This window comes from Acinetobacter sp. YH01010 (genome assembly GCF_013420775.1).
Lineage (GTDB): Bacteria > Pseudomonadota > Gammaproteobacteria > Pseudomonadales > Moraxellaceae > Acinetobacter > Acinetobacter amyesii.
Window position 1 is genome coordinate 111,703 of the sequence record NZ_VOYF01000006.1, and the last position, 21,478, is coordinate 133,180.

Below are 21,478 nucleotides of genomic sequence, written 5' to 3' on the forward strand. Positions count from 1 at the left end.
AAATTAAGTGAACACATTGTTAAAACATACGCTTACAGCAAGTATCTTATCAACTATGATGGCAGGTACAGCTTTTGCTGCTCCAAGCGAAGCACCACCTGCATTTGTAAAAAAAGTGGCTGATGGCCTCATTACACGTTTAAAAGCAGATCACGCAAAACTACAAAATAACCCTGCGGCTGTGAAAACGATTGTTCGTCAAAACTTAGACCCGTATATCGATTCACAAGCGTTCACACGTATCGTGATGGGTACGTATGCCACTAATCAATATAGCTCAGCGGCTCAACGTGCACAGTTTGAACGTAACTTCCGTGCAACGCTGATCGAAAATTATGGTTCAGCTTTTGCCAAGTTTAGTAACCAAACGTATAGCATGCGTCCATATAAAGCGTCGAACAGTAAGAACCCTGTTGTAACGATTGATTTCCATAACAACGGTGAAAAAATTCCAGTCTCTTTCCAGTTGGCGGATAAAGGTTCACAATGGAAAATCCGTAATATCAACGTTTCGGGTATCGACCTAGGCTTACAATTCCGTAATCAGTTTGCGGCAACTGTAAAACGTAATGGCGGTAACATTGATAAAGCAATTGCGAACTTCAAACCTGATGCTGACGCAGCATTGGACAAGAAAAAATAAGATAGGTGATGTGTGATTAAACTTCATCAACAAGAATTGATGGTTTCAGGCAAAATCGATTACAACAATGCCGAATTGTATTATCAAGACGGCTTGAAGTTGATTCAACAACAGCAAGCTTTTCCCTTAGTGGTCAATCTTGCTGAGCTTGAGCATGGCAGTACTTTGGCTTTAGCTGTTTTGGTCCGTTGGTTACGTCAAACGCCAAAAGCGCAAGGTTTGCAGTTTAAAGCAGTCCCTGAAAAAATGATGAAGATTATTCAAGCCTGTCATCTTGAGCATGACTTGCAATTGATCTAAATAAAAAAAGCACCGTAAGGTGCTTTTTTTATTGCAGTGCGATAAGAAGTTCTCGCAAGTCTACGCAATAGGAACGGATTAAATCCATTTCTTCCAGCGGAAGTACATCAATGGGCCAATAAAGAATGCCACGATGATTAAGCTGACCACGATAAAACTGGTTGTACCATGTGCGAAGGGCAGTACATCGGTGTTCATCCCATAGACGCTAGCCACTAACATCGGTGGCGCAAGCATACTTGGTAAAATCGAGAATCGACGAATCGTATCATTCTGTTCGGTGTTAATGAACCCAGAGGTGGTATCCAGTAAGAATCGAACCTTTTGGAACAAGAAAGCATCATGCTCAACAAGAGAGCGCACGTCTTCACTGAGTTCTCGGATGTCGGCATCATAAATATGACTGCCCAAGGCCCGAGGACGTGACAGGAAGGTGAGAACACGACGTAAGTCGATCAGACACAGCTGAGCTTTCCCGAGCATATCTTCTAAATGCGCAAGTCGGGTAATCATGTCATCTAAGTCTAAAATCATCTCACGATGACGGTTATTCAGCACTTCTGTGGAATACTTTTCTAAGTCCTTGTGGATATCTTCCAAGATATCCGCAAGCTCATCGAGTTTGGCTTCTAAAAGACCCAATAAAATCCAAGTTGGATCTTTATAGTCAATTTCATAGTCATTACGACGCGCACGGGCACGAAAGGCACGGAAAGCCACCAGCTTTTCACCCCGTAAAGTGAATAAGCGCTCTTTATGCAAAATAAAGGCAACTGTCTGCACGGTAGCTAAGGTGCTGGCATTTTCTTCGGGTTCGCCATCGACCTGAAAATTTTTATTTTTCGTTAAAAAATAGGTGCTGATGTGCAAAATACCATCGTCATCACGGTAGAATCGTGCACTCGACGAAATATCTTCTAATGATTTTAATGTAGGTAAATTCTGATCATAGGCATCCATAATCCATTGCTGCTCTTCCTGAGACGGGGCAATGAGATCGAGCCAGACTAAATCCTGATGTAAATCGAAGTCACCATTGATGGTGACATCTTCCAGGCTACCGCGCTCTGTGGCGTAAAAGGCTTCAAGCATGTTGTCTTTTCCCCTTACGCAGTAAGTTAAAAATGAATGGGTGTATTTTAGACAAGGATTTGCTGAAAAACACTGTTCTAATGCTTATTTTATGAAAAAATCTGTTTAAAGTTGATTTTTCCAGCATAGCGTTCCTGATCTGATGGTGATTATAAATGAAATCTATCGCAATTTTCTGTGGTTCCGCCCTTGGTAACAATCCTGCCTATTTACAGGTGGCTGAAAATGTCGGTCGTCATTTGGCGGCACAAGGCATCACACTGGTCTATGGTGGTGGTCGTTCAGGTTTGATGGGGGTTGTGGCAGATAGTGCTTTGCGTGCAGGCGGGCAAGTCATTGGGGTGATTCCAAAAGTCCTGGTCGATAAAGAATTGGCACATCCAGATTTAACCGAATTGCATGTGGTAGAAAATATGCAACAACGGAAAACCAAAATGTCTGAACTCTCGGATGGATTTGTAGCGATTCCAGGTGGAGCAGGGACTTTAGAGGAAATTTTTGAGCAGTGGACGTGGGCTCAATTGGGCATTCATTTAAAGCCATGTGCCTTTCTCAATGTAGATGGTTTTTATGACGATTTATTGAATTTTCTAAAAACAACTGCAGAAAAAGGCTTTACCCATCCGCGTTTTATCGAAGGCTTAATTGCAGAAGATAATATTGAAACGATTGTTGAGAAATTTCAACATTTCACTGCGCCAGAGCCGAAATGGGGCATGGTTGAACGTACAGCCTTTATCGCGGATTTGGAACAAGATTGATGAAAACCATAACCGTTGCCGCAGCCATTATTTTAAATGAACAGCATGAACTCTTAGTGGTTCGTAAAAAGCACACGGCATTCTTTATGCAAGTGGGTGGTAAATTAGAACCCAATGAAGCCCCTGAAATTACCATGCTACGTGAAATTCAGGAAGAAATAGGCTGCGCTGCACAGATTGAGCAATTCATTGGTCGTTTTGAAACGGCAGCTGCCAACGAAGCCGATCATCTATTGGTGAGTTATGTCTATCTTGTTCAGTTGCAAGGCGAACCGAAAATTGATGCGGAAATTGCAGCGATGCAATGGGTCAGCTTAGATGATAAACAAACAAAACTCGCACCTTTAACACGTGAGGTGGTGATTCCTTGGGTGAAGCAGCAGGCGCGATCTCTTGCTGAAAGCTAAACCGCTTAGCTTGCTCAGTTTCTTTATTAGTGGTTGATGTTAGAAACTAAGGCTGTGCCGCAGCAATGCATGCGACATATACCTGCGTGCAATGTAGCTGATGTAACAGCGTACTTAATGCATGGATTGAACTCCCCGTGGTCACCACATCATCAATGATGAGGACTTTACGGAAACGGCGTTTTTCGGTTGGGTTGATAATAAATTGTTGTTCGATATTTTCTAGGCGTTCTAGCCGACTTAAACCTTTTTGAGCGTGCTGTGCTTGACGAATCACCGGTTGCCAAACAGGGATGCGCAATTTCTTTGCCATCATCTGTGCAACGAGCAGCATTTGGTTATACCCACGGTCTTTAAGGCGTTCTACTGAAATAGGCATGGGGACGATGGCTTGAACCCTAGCTAAGCGCAAGCTTAAAAGGCTCTGTGCCAGTAAATTTTGATAGTGCAATTGTTGCTCATACTTATAGCTTTGAATGATGCGATCTATAGGGAAATCATAGTAAAAGGCACAAGAGATGCTGTGTTCATGGCGATCAACCGCTTGTTTAAACCAAGGCAGTTGTGCCCAGCAGTCGGTACAAAGCGAATGATGTTGTTGTCGATCGATACCGCAGAGCAGGCAAGGGGAAACGCTCTGTATTCCTTTTTGGATGAAGTGTTGGATAGATTGGAGCATGTTTTTATTCTAATCATTCTTTTTTGAGTATTTTGCACAGTTCGTGGTGAAGTGCAATCACAACACCACAGCAACCTGTTCGACAAGCTTATTGGTTCAAGCCAATCTGTATAATTAGGATGATCGATCTGTCATCCTAATAATTATTATACATAGGCGTATCGAGGAGCTTCCGGCAGCCATCGTTTTAAAAGCGCTTGAGCCTGTGCAGGATAGTCATTCAGGACTTGTTGAGCCACATAGTGAGCCTGATTGAGTAAATGGTCATCTCGCTCTAATTTTGCTACACGAAAGCCCATATCGCCCGTTTGTTTAGTGCCGAGGAGCTCACCGGGGCCGCGAATTTCCAAATCTTTTTCAGCAATAATAAAGCCGTCATTGGTCTCGCGCATAATGCGTAAACGCTCTTGCCCATTTTGCGACAAGGGATTTTTATACAGCAAGGCACAGAAACTGGCTTTGGCACCACGCCCTACACGACCACGTAGCTGATGTAGTTGTGAAAGCCCTAGGCGTTCTGCATTTTCAATCACCATGATTGAGGCGTTCGGGACGTCAACACCGACTTCAATGACGGTGGTTGCAATTAGTAATTGCAATTCATTATTTTTAAATTGCTGCATCACTGCTTGCTTTTCATCGGCCTTCATTTTGCCGTGAACCAGACCAATATTGAGGTCTGGGAAGCGTTCTTTAATTTCATTAAAAGTTGCTTCAGCGGCTTGAGCATCTAAGGTTTCGGATTGTTCCACTAGGGTACAGACCCAATAGGCTTGTTTGCCTTCAGCACAATTGCTGGCAATCCGCTGTAGCACTTCTTCACGACGATCCAGTGGAATGGTGACCGTTTGAATCGGTGTACGACCGGGTGGTAGTTCATCAATGACAGAGGTGTCTAAGTCGCCATAAGCCGACATCGCCAAGGTACGAGGAATAGGGGTTGCTGTCATCACCAGTTGATGTGGTGTCATGCCATTGAGACCTTTGTTCCGAAGTGCCAAACGCTGATCGACACCAAAACGGTGTTGCTCATCAATAATCACTAAACCCAATTTGGCAAATTGAACATTGTCTTGAAATAAAGCATGTGTGCCGACCACTAAATTAGCAGAACCATCTTGAATACTTTGTTCTGCTGCAGCTCGAGCTTTACCTTTTTGCTTGCCTGAAAGCCAGGACACGGTCAGTCCCATAGGCTCAAACCATTTTTTGAAATTTAGATAATGTTGTTCGGCCAAAATTTCTGTTGGCGCCATCATGGCCACTTGCCAACCTTCCTCAAGCGCATGACAGGCTGCAACGCCTGCAACCAAGGTTTTACCTGCACCTACATCGCCTTGTACGAGTCGCAGCATAGGTTTGTTCTTTTTCAGATCGACCGCAATTTCTTTGGACACGCGTTTTTGTGCGCCGGTCATTTCAAACGGTAGTGTACTTAAAAGCTGTTTGGTGAAGTTCTTACTTGCAGAGAATGACGGTGCTTCGATTTGTTGAATATAAGCACGGCGGCTGAGCAAACTGACCTGATGGGCAACCAATTCTTCGAAAATTAAACGTTGCTGTGCAGGATGAGAACCTTGGCTGAGTTGCAACATATTGGCATCGACAGGGGGGTGATGAATATAGTCCAGTGCTTGTTTTAGGGCATAGCCATTGGTGAATTTTTCTGGCAATAATTCAGGTAAGTCATCACTATATAACTGTAGTGCTTGTTTGACGTATTCACGCAGTTTGGGCTGTGTTAAGCCTTCAGTTGCAGGGTAAATCGCAGTGAGTTGGGTTTGAGGTAAAGGCGTGTGTTCAGTAATCACCTGTAGTTCAGGATGATACATTTCTAAGCCACGAGCACCAACACGGACTTCACCAAAAATCCGTAAACGATTTCCCGGTTTTACCCGATCAGTAATGCCTTTGTAGATATGGTAAAAACGTAAAGTGACTTTGCCACAATCGTCATCCAAAAGGGCGGCCATCGATTTACGCTTACCGGGTGGGAAGTCGATATTTTTGACCGTGCCTTCTAGTAAATAACTGCGGCCCACGGTTAATTGGTTCATGGGGATGATCGTGCTACGATCTTCATAGTCGCGTGGCAGATGAAACAAAAGATCATCTGTCGTGAAAATATTTAGTTTTTCAAGTAAAGCAGCGGCGGCATTGCCAACCCCTTGCAATTGATGGACGGCAGCCATGTCCCCTCAACTTCGGTTTATATGATCTAAATGGATCAGTTCTGAGAATAGGTCGTTTGATGCATATTCTATTTATCGGTTATGGTAAAACATCGCAACGTGTTGCTAAACAATTATTTCAGCAAGGTCACCAAATTACTACAGTGAGTCGTAGTGCGAAAGAGGATGATTTTGCAGAACATTTAATCCAAGATGTTCACCAACTGGATTTGTCGCAGGTTCAACCGATTGATGTAGTCTATGTTCTTTTGGCTCCTGCACGTCATGCTCAACTCAATGCTGTGGATGCTTACCGACACACTTATGTCGATTCTGTACAGCCGATTGTTCAAGCATTAGCACATCATCCAATACAACGTTTAATCGTGGTGTCTTCCACTCGTGTCTATGGTGAACATGCGGGGGAGCGGATTGATGATGACACTGTGCCACATCCGATCGATGAGCAGGGCATGTTGTTACTGGAAATGGAGCATCGCTACACACAAGCATTTCCTAACGAATGCGTGATCGTACGTCCCTCTGGGATTTATGGCACATCGACAACACGAATGCAGAAACTGGCAGAAACGACTCATCGCTATCCCAATATTCATTGGTCAAATCGAATACATATCGATGATTTGGCAAAATTTCTGTGTCATCTACTTCACGTGGAACATCCTGAAAAATCATATATTTGTACTAATAACCAACCTCAACCTTTGCATGAGCGAATCTTGGAATTGCAAAGAGCTATGCATTTACCCGAATTGGTTTTAGAGAGTGAAGTAGAAACAGGTAAAAAGATTTATGCAACGCGGATGATGGAGAGTGGTTTTAAGTTAGCGCACGATTGATTGTGATGTGTATGTAAAATTGGCGTGACGTATAAAATTCAGAGCAGCTTTGTGAGTATTAAAAGAAATTCTATAAATGAATAAGATAGGTCTTTTACAACATGTATTGTTCAAATTTTCGGATGGATCTCAAAGGATAAAAATTAAATAATGACAAAATCATTTGCTGAACTTACTTAGAATCTACCCCATAGACCGATTCTGGAAAAAGCTTTGAGTTATTTTGAAAATTTACCAAAGATCTCGATTGATTGTGGTTGTGGTGCAGGAAATGAATCATCATTTCTACTCCGTCATAATTTTAAAGTATATGCATTTGATCCAACTGTTGAAGCTAAAAATATCTGTCTAAGTAAATTTAAAGACAATAAGAATTTTTTATTTTCTAATCAGGCCTTTGAAGACTATAGCTTTCCTAAAGCTAGTTTAATTATTGCTTTATTCAGTTTATTTTTTTGTTCTACGGATTCGCTTGAAAGTGTTTTAAAGAAAATGCAGGAATCCTTAAGTGAGCAAGGCATTTTACTCATACAACTATTAGGGAAAGATGATGATTGGGTAAATAATTTTTCTGAAAAATTTATAGGTTTTGAACAGGAAGAGCTTAAACAATTGTTTGATGCGGACTTTGATATTATTTATATCGATGAATTTAAAGGCAATAAACCGCTAGCCAATGGAAATCCAAAATTTTGGAATGTACATACCTTAATTTTAAAAAAGAAAATATTAAATACTTTTGTATAGTCCAAAAAATAGAGACAAGCTTTTTACAACTTGTCCCTAATTTTGCTCAAATTCTTTTGCTTTTATAGTGAAAAAAATCAGAACCGTTTATTTTTTCTTACGTTTCAAGCGCTTTTTAGCTTGTTCCGCAGCAACTTTATCTAGTGCTTCTTTTAACTCTTCATCACTAAAGGTTGTAATGTGCTGCAACATTTGCAGGGTCACATCATCCAAAACGAGGTTGGCATACTGCGCAACATTTTGGAAATTTTCATCAAACACAATGGCGTTGTTTTCATTGGTGCTGATATAACCTTGTTGGGTTAAGACTTTAATAAAGCTTTGGAATAAGGCCTTATCAAAGAACTCAGGCGAGTTAAATTCATACAACACAGATAGACGTTGACCAACCAAGTGACTGAGTTCTTCAACCTGACGCGTAGAGATATTGCCCGAACCACGTTGTGTGATTAAGGCCAAAGTCATGTAGTAACGCTCAAGACTTTGCATCACGGGTGCAGCTAAGACCACTAACTGATTGTGCTGCTCTGAGTTAGGCGCAGGGGAGATCAGGTTGCCTTCTGCATCTTCAGAAATTAGCTTGGCTTTGATCAGTACTTCTGCATACGCACAGATCTGATCTTTAAGTTCTTCATCATTCCATTTAAGGAACAACTCAGCTTTTAAGAACGGATACAGTGTACGAATGACATTAATTAAATCACCACGGCGAATAGAACCATTATGTTCAACCAAAGCGGCAATGAGTGATGGCAAAATAAATGCGTGCAGGATGTTGTTGCGGAAGTAGGTTAACAGCACCGCTTGATTATCAGCAATGGCAATAATATCGCCAAGGACATGATGAACACGTTTAATCAGCTTGAGTTTTAAACCATAAGCAATGATTTCTTTACCTGACAGCGGTGTTACTTGCATGCGCTCATCGTAAGGTAAGGCAGTTAAAAGATCACGATAGGTATCTAACTGCTTAATGCAAATCTCTTCATCTAAAGTATGTTTAGATGTTGCCAATAAAATCAGTGAAAGCAATGAAACTGGGTTCACCACTGCTGCACGGTTAATATTTTCTAAAATCACGTGTGCAGAACTGTTAATGGCATCCGAAACTTCTGGCGGAATTGGGTCGTCATTTTTCTCGATTTTGATGTTGCTTGCATTATGCTGTTTCAACATATCATCAAGGAAAACCGGCTCACCAAAGTTCAAATGCACTTTACCGAAAATACGTTCGATCTTACGCAGAGTTTTCATAATCCCGATGATCGATTCGCCCTCTTTCGGCTTACCATTCATTTCGCCAACGTAGGTCGCACCTTCCATTAAACGCTCATAACCAATATAGGTCGGTAAGAACACGATCGGTTTGGCTGGATTACGTAAATGACCATGGACAGTCATGGCGAGCATGCCGGTCTTCGGTGGTAATAAACGACCAGTACGTGAACGACCCCCTTCGATGAAGTATTCAAGCGGCGTATTACGCGCCAAAATACTGTAGAGGTATTCTTTAAATACGGTGGTGTAGAGACCATTGCCACGGAATGAACGACGAATAAAGAACGCGCCGCCGCCACGTAAAATTTGCCCGACAAATGGCATGTTTAAGTTATCGCCCGCAGCAATGTACGGCACCATCAAGCCACGTTTATAGATCACATAAGACAATAATAAATAGTCGATATGACTACGATGACATGGGGTGTAAATGATCTCATAGTCTTTGGCTAGTTCACGAACGGTACTGAAGTTATGCACTTCGACGCCATCATAAAGCTGTGTCCATAGACGAGTCAGGGCTAAGTCAGCAAAACGAACCGTTGAGGCTGAATAGTCAGAAACGATTTCATTTAAATAACCAATCGCACGACGTTCAGCTTCAACCATACTGATTTTACTGCGAATGCTTTCACGACGAATCGCATCTTGCACATCCGTAGATTTGATCAGGCCGTGCATCACATTACGACGATCAGATAAATCCGGCCCCAAAACTACTTCACGCTGTGCATCTAAATAATCATTCAGTGTGCTGACAATATAAGTCGCAGGTGACAAGTTTGGATGTGTAGTTTTGGCATATTCAACCAAACGACGCAAAGACTGTGGCTCATGGAATTCAAGGTAGGATTGACGACCGTGCAAACCAATATTGACCAACTGCTTCACTTTGCTTGGTGTAGACCATGTATCGGTAAATAATAATTTAAACCAAGAATCTTCTTTATCGGGTTCACGGCCCCACAGCACGGTTACAGGAACGAGCTCAACATCCGCATCAGGATTTTTTTCCAAAACCTCAATTAAACGTAATAAACGAGGTGGAAAGGCATGTGGCGGTGGATTGAGTAAATTGTCTTCATCATGATGTTGTAAAAACACCACAGAGGCTTTTTCTGTTTGCGTACCCACTGTCATTGGGTCGAGTGCAGGGTGTAGCTTTAAACGACGGGTTTCACCATCGACAATTAAAGCATTACTCCGTGAATGATTTTGCAGAACGTAGCAGGTAATTTTCGTTGTCTGTACGCCGGTATCTGTATCGGTTTCAGTCACTACAGGTTCTACAGGGACTTCACCTAAAACATGCGGTGTTACCACAAGGTCAAGCAGTTTACTCGAAAGCTTTCGATACATCTGACCAAAGCCGCTCTTGGACATACAAACTCCTACTTTTCATGACCAAACCACAGAGATTCTGAGGGGAATCTATTCTGCGTAATTGTACTTAAAAACTGTATGTCATTTTCTGACAAATTGCATAGATATTGTAAGATTTTATCGTTAAAAAACGTATTTTTAGCAGTTATATTGCATCAGCAAGGTGACAGATCAGTCAGCGAATCTTTAGGGTTTTAGTCTGGATTTATGGCAAAATGGAAAATATATTTAAACATCTGTTGATGTTGCCTGCGTTAGCTTAATCCCGAATGATAGATAGGTTTGTTATGAATGCCTTAACACAAGAGTTGGTTGATTTACTCAGCCTTGAAAAATTAGAAGAAAATATTTTTCGTGGGCAAAGCCGAAATTTGGTCGGGAAACGTGTCTTTGGTGGACAGGTTTTAGGTCAGGCGCTACGTGCGGCATCTTATACCACAGATCGACCTGCTCATTCCTTGCATGCCTATTTCTTATTCGGTGGTGATATCAATGCACCGATCATTTATGAAGTGGATCGTATTCGCGATGGACGTAGTTTTGTGAGTCGTCAGGTTCGTGCGATTCAACATGGTAAAACCATTTTTATGTGTATGGTGTCATTTGCAGAGCAAGAAGAAGGGTTGAACTACCAAGTTGCAGAGCCAGAATATCCAGCCGTGGAAGATTTAAAATCTGAAGCTGAGCTGAAAAGAATGATGGTGGAATTTGTCCCTGAAAACGTCCGTGCATCTTTTATGCGCGACCGCCATGTGGAAATTCGCCCGATTGATCCGCAAAACCCGTACCAACCGCAGCCTGCTGCGCCATCGTATGCACACTATATTCGTACCCATGACACGATTGCTGCCGATGTTGATGACATCTCTTTACATCAGGCCATTGCAGCATTCTATTCAGACTTTACATTGATGACGACTGCACTACGTCCACATGGTTTAAGTTATTTATCACCAAGTTTACAGTGTGCGAGTATTGACCATGCCATGTATTTCCATAAGCCATTCCGTGTAGATGAGTGGATGCTTTATGACATGGATGCCACGGTCAGTGCCAGTTCACGTGGTCTAAATTTCGGTCGCATGTGGCAAAACGGTGAGTTGGTCTGTAGTACGACACAAGAAGGCTTGATTCGTTTACGTGAAATTGAAACCCAATAAGCTTTGAGCACTATGTGTTAAGTCGTGCATGTTGAAATACTGAAAAAACCGAATCTTCTGATTCGGTTTTTTATATCCGTCAATTTTTGATATGAAGCTACTTGCGGAATGGAGTTATCTAGTTAGGGGTACTGTACAAGTTGAATGGAGCTGAATTCATGCTTTGCAGAAATGCAGCAGTACATGTGACAAAAAATTCCTCGATTCCCAATGGGTCGCATGGCATAGTGCCTGAATAAAGGATGATAAATGCAAGGCACAATGAGCTTAAATACGCAGATTTTAATTGCCGCAATATTGGGTGTGGCATTTGGGTTTTTATTAATTCAGTTTCCAGAGACGCAGTTTTTATCCGCCAGCCTGTATGGCTTGGGGATTGCCAGTAGTATTTTTATTGGTTTGCTGAAAATGATCTTGGTTCCCCTGATCTTTAGTTCGATTGTGGTGGGGGTATCGAATTTACAAGCGGGTGGTCAGCTGAGTCGAACGTGGAAAATTACCTTAGCGTGCTGTGTCACTACCACAACTTTGGCACTGATCTTGGGTCTAGCATGCGCGCATATTTTTAAAGTCGGGCAGGGCGTGGACATCGTCATGTTCCAAGATGTAATGCAACAGCATCAGAGTCCTGACACCCTCACAGCAGGTTCATTCTTTACCAATTTTATTCAAAATACACTGATCAATCCGTTTAAAGCCTTTAGTGATGGCAATGTACTCGCTGTCGTGGTGTTTTCACTATTTCTCGGTGTGGCCTTGGTCAAAGGCGGTGAAAAGTTCCGAAGCGTGAGAAAGCTCAGTCAGCAATTTTTTGACATCATGATGATGATCATTGGCTGGGTGATGAAGCTTGCACCGATTGGTATTTTCGCATTATTGGCTAAATTGATTGCTACAGAAGATATTTCGGTGTTGAGTCGCCTCGCGGAGTTTGCTGCAGTGGTCACTGGGACGACGATTTTCCATGGGGCAGTGGTATTACCTCTGCTGCTATGGATTTTTGGGAAAATGAGTCCTCTGACATTTTTTAGAGGAACACGAGCTGCCTTAATCACTGCTTTTGCAACCAGTTCAAGTTCAGCAACGATGCCACTGTCGATGAAATGTGCGCAGGAAAATTTAGGTGTACGTCCTCAAACGGCAGGCTTTGTGATTCCTTTGGGCACGCAGTTGAATATGGATGGTACAGCGCTGTATGAAGCTGCCGCGGCATTATTTATTGCCAACTTGATGGGTTTAGATTTAACCTTGGGGCAGCAGTTAATTGTCTGTGCAACCGCCATGATTGCGTCACTCGGTGCGCCGGGTATTCCAAGTGCTGGAATGGTGACGATGATTATGGTTTTACAATCAGTCGGGCTCCCTGCAGAAGCCATTGCGATTTTACTGCCGATCGATCGACTATTAGATACGGTGCGAACTGTGGTGAACGTACAGGGCGATATGATGATTAGTGTGGTGGTGGATCGTCATACGCGAGATGTAGATGAACCAGCATTATCAAATTAAGCAGATAAAGCACTGAAATGCGGGTTGTAGACGATCTCCCACAGATGCCCATCTAAGTCTTGAAAATAGCCTGCATAACCATCGTAAAACGTGGGCTGTGCGGGCTTAATTGTTTTTGCACCTGCGCGTTGGGCTTGTTGCATGATTTGATCGACGGCTGCGGGACTGTTGACGTTATGTTCAAGAGACATTTGAGTTGGACAAAACGCTGATGTACTGATTCCGGTGTTATGACTAAGGCTATCTTGTGGCCAGAGTGCGAGCTTTAAACCGTGTTGTAAATCAAAAAATGCCACAGCGCCATGTTCAAATTCAGTCCCAATAATCCCTGCGCTATTTAGACCTAAACCCTCCTGATAAAACGCGAATGCAGCGTGTAAATCTTTCACAGCCAGTGTAATAACGGAGATGTGAGCGTGCATGGAGATGCTCCTGAACGGTGTATTTTTATTTTAGGATAAGGCTGAGTATAAATGCATTTTAAAGAGAATAGGGAACTTGGAATAACTGTACTTTAAACATCGAACTTATGAGCCTATCCATCTTGAGTGTGTTGATTGCTCAGTAAAAAAATGGAGCGTAATGGATGTGAGCACAAAAAAAGCAGGGCGAACCCTGCTTAATACAAATTTTAAATGGTGTTTAAGCAACTTTCAGTGCGGCGCGTTTTGCAGCAGGAGAGTTGTCGAGATAGGCAATCGCATCTTCAGTTTTTGCTTCATGTACAGGATCGTACCAAGGCATTAAATACCCCAATTGCTGCGACACCAACCAAAGCGGATGTGGCAATAAGCGATTGTCTTTTTGCGCGATACGCGCCCATTCACGCCAAATCCACGGTTTATATACGGCAGGTTTAATCGATGCATAGCGCGAGTCTTGCTGCATGATATGTGCTGCACCATCGACCCATAGACCAAGTACGGCAGCAATCACGATCACACTTTGATAATAGCGAGAAATATAGCCCCCACCGAGATGACGATACAAATCAAAAGCCACGGTACGATGTTCTATCTCTTCTGCACCATGCCATTTTACTAGATCGAGCATATTCGGATCGGCACCGAGGCGTTCCCACTCTTTGTTATATAAAGCATATTTGCCTAGTACGCAGGTCATGTGCTCAACTGTTGCAATCACCCCTAAACGAAAGAGATCCCATTGATGATCCAAAGCTTTAGGTACGTTGAGCCCTAAAGGTTGGTCCGCAAGCAGTTTGCCAAAGAGGAAGTCCATGATTTCAAGGTTGCGTTGAATACTGATATTGCGCTGAGACAGATATTCTTTATTGGCAGAGTTATGCGCCTGAGCATGCATGGCTTCTTGGCGGATAAATGCTTTAACGTCCTCTGCTAATTTTTCATCTCTAATTTGTGGCAATACTTTGTTATACAGACGGCAAAACCAAAACTCACCAGCCGGTAAGATCATATTAATTTCATTAATAAAATAGCTGACAAATGGTTGGTTGGGCACCCAGTCAACTTGAGTATCTTGCCACTCAAATTTCACTTTGCGTGGCTTAATTTTATATTCGATTGATGATCCAAGTTTTGTGTTTCTCAAGCGGGAGAGTAATTTCATGACCTATCCTTGTTTTTATGTGATCGAGTACACATCTGATGTATTCAGTATCCAAAAAAAATCCTGCATTGTGATTAGCAATACAGGACATTTCATTATCTTCAGATGATACTTTTTGTCAGACAATCATCCTTGCGCTGACTTTAAAATTACTGGATTAGTGGTCTGAATTTTTGCCTTCAGCTTGGGGTAAATCTTCAGATGTAGTGTCGACGTCATCGAATGCTTCCGCATCTGCATCGATTTCAATATCATCTTCCGATGCTTCAGGAATGCTATCAAGATCAAACTCTGTCGATTGTTCTAGAGTGAAGTTAAGACGACCCGCCATGACACTCGCTAACTCTTCTAAACCTTGTTTATTCAATGATGAGAACAATTGGATAGAGAAGTTCAGCTTCATTTTTTTCAATGCTGCTTTCACTTCTTGTAGTGCTTTAGAGGCTGGGCCACGGTTTAATTTATCTGATTTGGTGAGCAGTACGTGCACGAACAATTTACGAGAATGTGCCCATTCCAACATCATGACGTCAAAGTGTTGTAGTGGATGACGGATATCCATCAACAGCACAAGACCTTGTAAACTTTCACGGTGTATCAGGTAGTTTTCTAACTCTTTTTGCCACACGATTTTCATCGCTTCAGGTACAGCGGCATAGCCATAACCCGGTAAGTCGACCAAACGTTGATCAGGATTTCCTAAACTGAAAAAGTTGATCATTTGGGTCCGACCCGGTTTTTTCGACGCACGAGCCAATTGTTTTTGGTTAGTGAGCGCATTAATGGCACTTGACTTACCCGCATTGGAGCGGCCAGCAAAGGCAATTTCATAGCCGGTATCTTCAACGCAGAGGTTGAGTTTAGGCGCACTCATTAAGAACTCAGCTTTGCGTAGCCAGTTGAGCGAGCGCACAGCATATTCAGTAATCGCAGAGTCTACTTTTTTCTCATAAGTAATCTTTTGCTTCGGCGCATTGGCCGCTTTACTGTTTCGTGATTTTCCTCTGTGCTGATGCATAACCCAACTTCAATAACTGATTTAACAACACGCATTATAAAGGAAGTCGGGCAGGCAAGCGAATTTTGTCGCAGGCAAAGTGAAATTAGAGATTGATCATTTGAATCGGAGATTGTGTTGTAAATTTAGATGCGCTGCTTGGTTGCAAGACATCGGCAAGTTTGTACTGATCGAGACTTTGATAAAACTGTTCTAAAGCTTGGTCTAAAATGCTTTTTAAACCACACTGACTGCGCAGTACGCAGGGTGGGTCATTGCATTCAACAATCTGGTGATTACCTTGCAAAATCCGTACGATTTGACCGAGCTGAGCCTCAAGTGCTTCAGGGTTAAGGCGGATGCCGCCACCTTTGCCGCGGCTGGTGATTAACCAGTTTTGCTTTGCCATAAAATGCACAATTTTCACCAAGTGATTACGCGAAACGTGCAGGTCTTCTGCAATTTCAGCAATGTTATAAGGCACATCACGAGGACGTGCGATATAGAGCAAAATGCGTAATGCATAATCGGTGAATTTATTGAGTTGCATGATAATACTGTGAGTCTGAGAGAAATAAATAAGGGCTAGTCTAGCATAACTAAACTAACCCTTTGTATTTCAGGTGAATAGCTTAGTTAGTGTTTTACACCACCAGTGCCGAAAGCTTCGCTGTGAATATTGCTAGCAGGAATACCACGAGCAATTAAAGCTTTCTGTTGTTCAGCCATAAATGGCATTGGACCGCAAAGGTAATAATCCGCATTGATCGGTAACAGTGCAGTATCCATGCTGCCTAAGTCTAGACGACCAGCAGCATCATAATCTTCACCTAATTTATCATTAGCATGAGGGAACTCATACGCTGTAAAGGTGCTAAGACGTGGGTATTTTGCTTCCAAATCCTGAATGTGTTTATGCATTGCATGCACTTGTTTGCTACGGCAGGCATGGATAAATGTTACAGGTTGTGGCATGTCTAAAGTCACCAACTGATTTAGCATCGCAATCATTGGTGTTAGACCTACACCACCACTGATAAAGACATTGCGTTTTTGTGAATCAATCAGGAAGAAATTACCTGTTGGTGCAGACACTTCGATTTCTGAACCGATCTCCAAGCCATGCAGTGTATTTGATACCCAACCTGGAACCAAGTCACCTTTCTGATCTTCACGTTTTACAGAGATACGTAAGTAGTTGTCTTGTGGGTTGGTCGACAGTGTATATTGACGTGGTTGTTTTAGACCCAGCTCATCGACCAATACACGTACAGAGATGTACTGACCTGCTTCATATTTTGGTAAATCACCACCATCAGAAGGCTCAAGGTAGAATGAGGTGATTTCATCACTTTCAGCCACTTTTTTCGCGATTTTGAAATTACGCCAACCTAACCAACTGCCTTTAGTTTGCTGATGTTGCTCATAAATCGCTTTTTCAGTGCTGATAAACAAGTCTGCCAATTGTCCATATGCTGCTGCCCAAGCGGCAATCAGTGGATCTTCCATTGAAATGCTTAATACTTCACTGATCGAGTGCAGCAAATTTTCGCCGACAATATTATAGTCTGGCGCTTGAATGTTAAGACTCACATGTTTATGCGCAATTAATTCTACAACTGGTAAAAGTACAGATGGGTCCTCAATATTTTCAGCATAAGCCAATACAGCACCCGCCAAGGCTTGTGCCTGAGCACCGCTGCGCTGATGTCCCATGTTAAAGGTTTCTTTGAGGTCAGGGTTATTGCCCAACATACGATTATAGAAGTAACCAGTCAGCGCGACACCATTTTCACGTAGAACAGGAACAGTAGCTTTTACTAGGTCAATTTGCTGCGGAGTCATAGCTGATCTCTCATGGCTGTTATTTATAAGATGTATTTAAAATACATTTTTAAATACATCCGCGCAATACATGTTTTAGTAAAAACCATAAAAAAATTATGGAATATAAAAAGATTCCATAAATTTGTACTTTTTAATTGGGCTTTTAGATTATTTCTTGCCGAAGAGAGAACCTAAGAGGCCACGGATAATTTTCTGACCTGTCGACCCACCCAAGCTGCGTGCTGCACTTTTTGCAAAAGTTCCTACAGTGTCTTGAATCAGTTTTTCACGTTGTTTGGCTGAGCGCTCAGCGTCTTTTTGTTGTTCGCGTGCAAGGCGTTCTTGTTCACGCGCTTGCTGTTTAGCGAGTGCATCCGCTTCCTTGGCTTTTTGTTTGGCCAAGGCTTCTTGCTCTTTGGCTTCTATTTTATCTTGTTCCGCTTGGATGGTTTGTTGTTGGCGTTCGGCCACTTTGTTTTGCAAAAGTTCATAGGCACTTTCACGGTCTGCTTCGGTGTCATACACACCTGCGACAACGCTATTTGCCATGAGTGCTTTACGTTCATCTACAGCAATTGGATTAAATGAAGAGTAGGGTGGCATCACCCAAGCACGCTCAACGATTTGGGGTGTGCCTTGTTCATCTAGACAGCTAATCAGTGCTTCACCTACAGCTAGCTCCGTAATCACTTGATCGACTTGAAATGCAGGATTGGCTCGGAAAGTATCTGCTGCGGTTTTTACGGCTTTCTGATCTTTTGGGGTAAATGCACGTAGCGCATGCTGAACGCGGTTACCTAGTTGTCCTAAAACACTCTCGGGTAGGTCAAGTGGATTTTGCGTTACAAAGTAAATCCCGACGCCTTTAGAGCGAATTAGACGAACCACTTGTTCAATCTTTTCTTGTAAAGCAGGGCTGGCATTATCAAACAATAAATGCGCTTCATCGAAGAAGAACACCAGTTTGGGTTTATCCATATCTCCAACTTCAGGCAATTGTTCAAACAGTTCTGACAGCATCCAAAGTAAGAAGGTCGCATAGAGCTTAGGGGTATTCATTAACTTGTCAGCGGCAAGCAGGTTGATGTTGCCACGACCTTGTGCATCCGTTTGAATGAAATCCATGATATTGAGCGCAGGCTCACCAAAGAACTTGTCACCGCCTTGATCTGCCAAGGCAAGCAAATTACGTTGAATTGCACCTAAACTTGCAGGCGATAAATTGCCATATTCATTTTTAAATTCAGCTGCATGTTCACTGACGTAGCTAATCATGGCTTTTAAGTCTTTAAAGTCGATGAGCAATAAGCCCTGATCATCGGCAATACGAAAGACCGCAGATAACACGCCTTCTTGCGTGTCGTTTAAATTCAGAATTCTGGCAAGGAGAAGTGGACCAATTTCAGAAATGGTGGTGCGAATGGGATGTCCTTGTTCACCAAACAAATCCCAAAACACCACAGGGGAGGCAGCAAAAGGAATGCTCTCGATATTTAAACTTTTAATTCGTTCGTCAAACTTAGGATTGCTTTCACCTGCTTTGGCAAGGCTAGAAACATCCCCTTTGGCATCGGCTAAAAATACAGGTACACCCAGCCGAGAAAAACTTTCTGCCAACACCTTCAACGTCACCGTCTTACCAGTACCTGTGGCCCCAGCAATCAAACCATGGCGGTTTGCAAATTGTGAATGAAGCACCACATCTTGTGTGGTGTCTTGTGTTTTTTTGCCAATAATAATTGGTGTACCCATAGATGTTCCTGTATTTATTCGAGTTGCTGTTTATTTAAATGTTGTAGTGCGTTTTCTATATCTTGTATTAAATCTGCAGGATGTTCTAGTCCTATACAAAAGCGAACCAGTAAGCCGGCTTGAATATGTGAATGTTCGAGTACACGCATATCTTTTAAGTTATATAGCATCACTAAACTGACTGGGCCACCCCAGCTAAAACCGAGCTTAAATAGTTTAAGTGCATCACAAAAGCGGCGTACATCTTGCAGGCTATATTTTTCATTAAATACCACGCTGACCAAGCCGGCACTGTGTTGTTCTGTACAAATTTCTTTCCAATACTGATGTCCTGCGGAAGCTTCATCAGCAGGATGTAAAACCTGTACAAAGGCTGGTTGCTGTTTTAGCCAATTTAATAAAGTTAAAGCACTTTGTGACTGGTGTTCATAGCGAAGGCGCATAGAAGCCAGACTGCGTTGTACTTGCGCGGCGTCATCACCAGAGATACTAATGCCTTGAATGGCGTGCGCACGAAACAGTTTGTGATGAAGCTTTTTATCTCGTGTAATTATCGAACCCATCAAAATATCCCCGCCGCCACTTGGGTATTTGGTCAAGGCATGTACACTGATATCGACACTCAGATGCTCAGCACTGAAATCAAAAGCATTAAAGGCAAGTCCTGCTCCCCAAGTATTGTCCAGTGCAGTGAGAATGTTGTGGGCTTGGGCTTTTTTGACCAAGCCGACTAAATCTGGAAACTCTAAAGTGACAGAACCTGCCGCTTCTAACCAGATAAGCTTGGCTTGCGCTGAAGGTGTGAATGAGTTGACATCAATCGGGTTATAAACCTTGACCACGATACCGTAGTGGGTTTCTAGGTTGCGTAGATGTTCCATATTTGGGCCATAGATATTATCTGCGACCCAAACCTCATCCCCTTGACTTAAAAAACATGAATTGACCAAATTAATTGCAGACAAACCGCTTGGTGCAAGTAAGTGATACAAGCCTCCTTCAATCTGAGCAAGCTGATCGCCTAGGGTAAATGTCGTGGGGGTACCATGCGTGCCATAGCTATAGTCATAATCATCGGTCCAATGGCGATTAAATAGCGCATCTGTATTTTCGAAAATTATAGTGGATGCACGAAACAGGGGAGGTTGAACACTATTGATGTATTGCGGTGCCATTCTTGGTGCATGAATGAGTTCAGTTTGAGGATTCTTTTTCACGTGGCGCTCTGAAATGATCAAAATAATAATGAATGTTCAAAAGAATACGACTAAAACGCATGGATTTACGATGCTTTTGTATAGAAAATTAAGTGAAAAGCAAAGTTGGCTTCATTCTTGCAAAACCGATATCAGAGCAACAACAATAGGTTTAGCGCATGAAGTCGCATTTAAAAGTACATTATTTTCAGCATATTGCTGGCGAAGGGTTCGGCAGTTGTTATGAATTTTTAAAACAGCATCAGGCCAAAATTACGGCCACAGAATTCTTTGCATTACCTGTCGATCAAGCCCTAGATCTCGAGGCTTTGCCGCATGTTGAAGATGTCGATTTACTTATCATTATGGGTGGGACCATGAGTGTAAATGATGAAGCAAATTTCCCATGGTTAAAAATAGAAAAGCGTTGGCTGCGACGCTATTTGGCCCTCGGTAAAGCCGCAATCGGGCTTTGTTTAGGTGGGCAATTGATTGCTAATGCTTTGGGCGGTGCAGTGAGTCGAAATGCACAACAAGAATTGGGTTGGACGACCATCCGTAAGGTCGCTAACGTACCGCATGACTGTTTCAAACTACCTGAAGAGTTTAAAGTCATGCAGTGGCACAGTGAAACATTTGAAATTCCCAAAGGAGCGGTATTACTGGCGGAAAATGATGCATGTCGTAATCAAATGTATCAAATCGGGCAAAATGTTTTGGGCTTTCAATTTCATCCTGAAATTACCCCTGAAGTACTCGATTTATTTTTGGAAAATGATGAAGAGGTGGCATTTTTTTCAGGAACATCTGTACAGCCAGTACATGATCTACGGAAAAGCGCAAAAAACAAATTTATTGAGGGAAATCAAATACTAAACCAAGCAATAGAGTATGTATTAAGAAAAAATGCCTATTGATTAAAAGTTAAGCAATTGATCTTGCATAAAAAATGAAAAATATAAGAAAAACAGCAAAAGAGATTTGCTTATGCAGTAAACAATAGCTATAATGGGCGACCCTTTGATGAAGGGGGTTGGCTACGAAAAAAGTAGTTAACATCGTGACAGTCGCGGCATCGATCGTGACCTTAGTGATATTTCACTGCTCTTGACACTTGCCTCTTTTAAAG

At 42.4% G+C, this 21,478-nt stretch carries 20 protein-coding genes; 9 read left to right on the forward strand and 11 right to left on the reverse strand.

Annotation, left to right across the window (positions count from 1 at the left end; all coding sequences use genetic code 11):
• Nucleotides 1–7 precede the first annotated feature (7 nt).
• On the forward strand, nucleotides 8–643 hold the full coding sequence (locus tag FTT77_RS07345; protein ID WP_078189299.1) for a phospholipid-binding protein MlaC: 636 nt from the start codon (nucleotides 8–10) through the stop codon (nucleotides 641–643).
• Between the two features lie 39 nt (nucleotides 644–682).
• The gene (locus FTT77_RS07350) at nucleotides 683–943 is read left to right on the forward strand and encodes a lipid asymmetry maintenance protein MlaB (protein WP_218945760.1); all 261 of its coding nucleotides are present in this window, start codon (nucleotides 683–685) and stop codon (nucleotides 941–943) included.
• Nucleotides 944–1,021: 78 nt separating this feature from the next.
• Here FTT77_RS07350 and FTT77_RS07355 read toward each other — a convergent pair whose 3' ends face one another.
• Nucleotides 1,022–2,035, reverse strand: a complete 1,014-nt coding sequence (locus FTT77_RS07355) for a CorA family divalent cation transporter (RefSeq protein WP_078189297.1) — start codon at nucleotides 2,033–2,035, stop codon at nucleotides 1,022–1,024.
• Between the two features lie 155 nt (nucleotides 2,036–2,190).
• On the opposite strand from FTT77_RS07355, the gene FTT77_RS07360 reads away from it, so the two are divergent.
• Nucleotides 2,191–2,796, forward strand: coding sequence for a TIGR00730 family Rossman fold protein (locus FTT77_RS07360; protein WP_180026064.1), 606 nt, complete (start codon nucleotides 2,191–2,193; stop codon nucleotides 2,794–2,796).
• Nucleotides 2,796–3,203 carry an NUDIX domain-containing protein gene (locus FTT77_RS07365; protein WP_180026063.1) on the forward strand — a complete coding sequence of 136 codons (408 nt, stop codon included), beginning with the start codon at nucleotides 2,796–2,798 and terminating at the stop codon, nucleotides 3,201–3,203. Before FTT77_RS07360 ends, FTT77_RS07365 begins: the two co-directional genes overlap by 1 nt.
• A gap of 46 nt (nucleotides 3,204–3,249) precedes the next feature.
• Here the strand turns inward: FTT77_RS07365 and FTT77_RS07370 are convergent, their stop codons facing one another.
• Together FTT77_RS07370 and recG are read right to left on the reverse strand one after the other, a co-directional pair.
• On the reverse strand, nucleotides 3,250–3,882 hold the full coding sequence (locus FTT77_RS07370; protein WP_180026062.1) for a ComF family protein: 633 nt from the start codon (nucleotides 3,880–3,882) through the stop codon (nucleotides 3,250–3,252).
• Between the two features lie 146 nt (nucleotides 3,883–4,028).
• A complete protein-coding gene (recG, locus tag FTT77_RS07375; protein WP_180003443.1) occupies nucleotides 4,029–6,074 on the reverse strand; it encodes an ATP-dependent DNA helicase RecG in 2,046 nt (681 codons plus the stop codon).
• Nucleotides 6,075–6,133: 59 nt separating this feature from the next.
• Here recG and FTT77_RS07380 point away from each other — a divergent pair, with 59 nt between their 5' ends.
• Nucleotides 6,134–6,913: an NAD-dependent epimerase/dehydratase family protein gene (locus FTT77_RS07380; protein WP_180021597.1), complete on the forward strand. Its 780-nt coding sequence runs from the start codon at nucleotides 6,134–6,136 to the stop codon at nucleotides 6,911–6,913.
• 198 nt (nucleotides 6,914–7,111) lie between these two features.
• The gene (locus tag FTT77_RS07385) at nucleotides 7,112–7,660 is read left to right on the forward strand and encodes a methyltransferase domain-containing protein (RefSeq protein ID WP_373685436.1); all 549 of its coding nucleotides are present in this window, start codon (nucleotides 7,112–7,114) and stop codon (nucleotides 7,658–7,660) included.
• Between the two features lie 87 nt (nucleotides 7,661–7,747).
• Here the strand turns inward: FTT77_RS07385 and plsB are convergent, their stop codons facing one another.
• Nucleotides 7,748–10,321, reverse strand: a complete 2,574-nt coding sequence (plsB, locus tag FTT77_RS07390) for a glycerol-3-phosphate 1-O-acyltransferase PlsB (RefSeq protein ID WP_180010517.1) — start codon at nucleotides 10,319–10,321, stop codon at nucleotides 7,748–7,750.
• A gap of 287 nt (nucleotides 10,322–10,608) precedes the next feature.
• Here plsB and FTT77_RS07395 point away from each other — a divergent pair, with 287 nt between their 5' ends.
• The gene (locus FTT77_RS07395; protein ID WP_180026061.1) at nucleotides 10,609–11,481 is read left to right on the forward strand and encodes an acyl-CoA thioesterase II; all 873 of its coding nucleotides are present in this window, start codon (nucleotides 10,609–10,611) and stop codon (nucleotides 11,479–11,481) included.
• 249 nt (nucleotides 11,482–11,730) lie between these two features.
• Nucleotides 11,731–12,990, forward strand: a complete 1,260-nt coding sequence (locus FTT77_RS07400; protein WP_180026060.1) for a dicarboxylate/amino acid:cation symporter — start codon at nucleotides 11,731–11,733, stop codon at nucleotides 12,988–12,990.
• Here the strand turns inward: FTT77_RS07400 and FTT77_RS07405 are convergent.
• The 7 genes from FTT77_RS07405 to FTT77_RS07435 all read right to left on the reverse strand — a co-directional run bounded on the left by FTT77_RS07405 (nucleotide 12,987) and on the right by FTT77_RS07435 (nucleotide 20,370).
• Entirely contained in the window at nucleotides 12,987–13,412 is a 426-nt protein-coding gene (locus FTT77_RS07405) for a VOC family protein (protein ID WP_180026059.1), read from the reverse strand. The two genes, FTT77_RS07400 and FTT77_RS07405, sit on opposite strands and share 4 nt — an antisense overlap.
• 220 nt (nucleotides 13,413–13,632) lie before the next feature.
• Nucleotides 13,633–14,577 carry a metal-dependent hydrolase gene (locus FTT77_RS07410; protein WP_078189287.1) on the reverse strand — a complete coding sequence of 315 codons (945 nt, stop codon included), beginning with the start codon at nucleotides 14,575–14,577 and terminating at the stop codon, nucleotides 13,633–13,635.
• A gap of 157 nt (nucleotides 14,578–14,734) precedes the next feature.
• Nucleotides 14,735–15,595 carry a ribosome biogenesis GTP-binding protein YihA/YsxC gene (yihA, locus tag FTT77_RS07415; protein ID WP_180010522.1) on the reverse strand — a complete coding sequence of 287 codons (861 nt, stop codon included), beginning with the start codon at nucleotides 15,593–15,595 and terminating at the stop codon, nucleotides 14,735–14,737.
• 85 nt (nucleotides 15,596–15,680) lie between these two features.
• Nucleotides 15,681–16,124: an Rrf2 family transcriptional regulator gene (locus FTT77_RS07420; RefSeq protein ID WP_078192461.1), complete on the reverse strand. Its 444-nt coding sequence runs from the start codon at nucleotides 16,122–16,124 to the stop codon at nucleotides 15,681–15,683.
• 86 nt (nucleotides 16,125–16,210) lie between these two features.
• Nucleotides 16,211–17,419, reverse strand: coding sequence for an NO-inducible flavohemoprotein (gene hmpA, locus FTT77_RS07425; RefSeq protein WP_180026058.1), 1,209 nt, complete (start codon nucleotides 17,417–17,419; stop codon nucleotides 16,211–16,213).
• Nucleotides 17,420–17,569: 150 nt separating this feature from the next.
• Complete coding sequence (locus tag FTT77_RS07430) at nucleotides 17,570–19,153, reverse strand: helicase HerA-like domain-containing protein (protein ID WP_180026057.1); 1,584 nt, start codon at nucleotides 19,151–19,153, stop codon at nucleotides 17,570–17,572.
• Between the two features lie 14 nt (nucleotides 19,154–19,167).
• Nucleotides 19,168–20,370 (reverse strand): PLP-dependent transferase, encoded by a 1,203-nt coding sequence (locus FTT77_RS07435; RefSeq protein ID WP_180026056.1) that lies wholly within the window; start codon nucleotides 20,368–20,370, stop codon nucleotides 19,168–19,170.
• A 158-nt stretch (nucleotides 20,371–20,528) separates the two neighbouring features.
• On the opposite strand from FTT77_RS07435, the gene FTT77_RS07440 reads away from it, so the two are divergent.
• The gene (locus tag FTT77_RS07440; protein ID WP_180026055.1) at nucleotides 20,529–21,266 is read left to right on the forward strand and encodes a type 1 glutamine amidotransferase; all 738 of its coding nucleotides are present in this window, start codon (nucleotides 20,529–20,531) and stop codon (nucleotides 21,264–21,266) included.
• Nucleotides 21,267–21,478 lie beyond the last annotated feature (212 nt).

Excerpts from the sequence above, each read along its gene's own strand:
- FTT77_RS07350 (WP_218945760.1), top strand. The coding sequence starts at position 683 with ATGGTTTCAGGCAAAATCGATTACAACAATGCCGAATTGTATTATCAA.
- FTT77_RS07355 (WP_078189297.1), bottom strand. The coding sequence starts at position 2,035 with ATGCTTGAAGCCTTTTACGCCACAGAGCGCGGTAGCCTGGAAGATGTC.
- FTT77_RS07360 (WP_180026064.1), top strand. The coding sequence starts at position 2,191 with ATGAAATCTATCGCAATTTTCTGTGGTTCCGCCCTTGGTAACAATCCT.
- FTT77_RS07365 (WP_180026063.1), top strand. The coding sequence starts at position 2,796 with ATGAAAACCATAACCGTTGCCGCAGCCATTATTTTAAATGAACAGCAT.
- FTT77_RS07370 (WP_180026062.1), bottom strand. The coding sequence starts at position 3,882 with ATGCTCCAATCTATCCAACACTTCATCCAAAAAGGAATACAGAGCGTT.
- recG (WP_180003443.1), bottom strand. The coding sequence starts at position 6,074 with ATGGCTGCCGTCCATCAATTGCAAGGGGTTGGCAATGCCGCCGCTGCT.
- FTT77_RS07380 (WP_180021597.1), top strand. The coding sequence starts at position 6,134 with ATGCATATTCTATTTATCGGTTATGGTAAAACATCGCAACGTGTTGCT.
- plsB (WP_180010517.1), bottom strand. The coding sequence starts at position 10,321 with ATGTCCAAGAGCGGCTTTGGTCAGATGTATCGAAAGCTTTCGAGTAAA.
- FTT77_RS07395 (WP_180026061.1), top strand. The coding sequence starts at position 10,609 with ATGAATGCCTTAACACAAGAGTTGGTTGATTTACTCAGCCTTGAAAAA.
- FTT77_RS07400 (WP_180026060.1), top strand. The coding sequence starts at position 11,731 with ATGCAAGGCACAATGAGCTTAAATACGCAGATTTTAATTGCCGCAATA.
- FTT77_RS07405 (WP_180026059.1), bottom strand. The coding sequence starts at position 13,412 with ATGCACGCTCACATCTCCGTTATTACACTGGCTGTGAAAGATTTACAC.
- FTT77_RS07410 (WP_078189287.1), bottom strand. The coding sequence starts at position 14,577 with ATGAAATTACTCTCCCGCTTGAGAAACACAAAACTTGGATCATCAATC.
- yihA (WP_180010522.1), bottom strand. The coding sequence starts at position 15,595 with ATGCATCAGCACAGAGGAAAATCACGAAACAGTAAAGCGGCCAATGCG.
- FTT77_RS07420 (WP_078192461.1), bottom strand. The coding sequence starts at position 16,124 with ATGCAACTCAATAAATTCACCGATTATGCATTACGCATTTTGCTCTAT.
- hmpA (WP_180026058.1), bottom strand. The coding sequence starts at position 17,419 with ATGACTCCGCAGCAAATTGACCTAGTAAAAGCTACTGTTCCTGTTCTA.
- FTT77_RS07430 (WP_180026057.1), bottom strand. The coding sequence starts at position 19,153 with ATGGGTACACCAATTATTATTGGCAAAAAAACACAAGACACCACACAA.
- FTT77_RS07440 (WP_180026055.1), top strand. The coding sequence starts at position 20,529 with ATGAAGTCGCATTTAAAAGTACATTATTTTCAGCATATTGCTGGCGAA.